Raw genomic sequence first — 1,381 nt, forward strand, 5'->3', positions numbered from 1 at the left:
GCACCCCCGAGGACGCACTCGACACCGCCTGCCACCTCCACCTCACCGGTCTCGACACCTGACACGGGCAAGCGCACGCCAAGCCCGACGTCAACCCCCGAAGGATTTACGACGCAGACCACTTAGGCCCCGGTTGCAGCCGCGCGCGTTCCACTACCCTCGATTGGATGAGCGCGCGCCCCGACCGTACGCCCCTGGCCCGGTCCTTCTTCGACCGCCCGGTCCTCACCGTGGCCCCCGACCTCCTAGGCCGGACCCTCGTCCGCCGGACCCCGGACGGCCCGCTGGAACTACGCATCACCGAAGTCGAGGCGTACGAGGGAGAGGCGGACCCCGGCTCGCACGCCTACCGCGGCCGCACGGCCCGCAACGCGTCGATGTTCGGGCCGCCCGGACACGCGTACGTCTACTTCATCTACGGAATGTGGTTCAGCCTCAACCTGGTGTGCGGCCCCCCGGGCCGCGCGAGCGGGGTCCTGCTGCGGGCAGGCGAGGTGACGGTGGGCGCCGAGCTCGCCCGCAAGCGTCGACTCACCGCCAGGAGGGACGGAGAACTGGCCAAGGGCCCGGCCCGCCTGGCCACGGCCCTGGACGTGGACCGTTCCCTGGACGGCACCGACCTCTGCGACGGTCCCGACTCCCTGTTGTCCCTGCTCACGGGCACCCCCGCCCCACCCGACCTGGTGAGCAACGGCCCCCGCACGGGAGTCGGCGGCGCCGGCGCCGGCCATCCCTACCGTTTCTGGGTCACCGACGACCCGACGGTCAGCCCGTACCGCGCCCACGTGCCCCGCCGACGCTCGACTTGACTCGCCCTCCGGGGACGCCTAACGTAGCCCGAGCCGCTTGAACGGGGTACTGCCTTCGCAGACCCCCAGAGCGGCCAAACCACTCACACGACGACTACCCCTGGCGGGGACGATTTCGGCATGCCCGAATTCGAATCCGACGGCCCGATTATGAGCCCCAAGGGAAAAGCGCTAACGTGGTGGAGCGCCGAAAGGCACAGGCCCCCAACGGCCACCGAATTCAAATCCAAACCGACTGCGACTTTCGAGAAGCAGGGCGCGGAAATGATCTGGTAGAGTTGGAAACGAAGGAAGCGCCCGGAGGGCCTGGAAACAGGAACAAAGGAAGCGTCCGTTCCTTGAGAACTCAACAGCGTGCCAAAAATCAACGCCAAAAGTTGATACCCCGTCCATTTCGGTGGATGAGGTTCCTTTGAAAAAGACCTGTGAGGTCACAACTTTCGGGTTGTGGTGCTTGCAGGCGATTACACAGCGAGGACGCAGTGGTCGATCGGTCTTATTCCGACATGATCGGCCCGCTCTAAGTGCGTGTGCACCCGATTACGGGTAAACATTCATGGAGAGTTTGATCC

At 65.9% G+C, this 1,381-nt stretch carries 1 protein-coding gene; it reads left to right on the forward strand.

What is annotated here, in order from left to right; translation table 11 throughout:
- The first annotated feature begins 167 nt into the window (after positions 1–167).
- Positions 168–809, forward strand: a complete 642-nt coding sequence (locus tag OTB19_RS42865; protein ID WP_267804277.1) for a DNA-3-methyladenine glycosylase — start codon at positions 168–170, stop codon at positions 807–809.
- Positions 810–1,381: the final 572 nt, after the last annotated feature.

It is taken from the genome of Streptomyces sp. H27-H5, assembly GCF_026627505.1.
Taxonomy (GTDB): Bacteria; Actinomycetota; Actinomycetes; order Streptomycetales; family Streptomycetaceae; genus Streptomyces.

Bases quoted from the DNA above. Each gene is read 5' to 3' on its own strand.
- OTB19_RS42865 (WP_267804277.1), top strand. From the start codon at position 168: ATGAGCGCGCGCCCCGACCGTACGCCCCTGGCCCGGTCCTTCTTCGAC.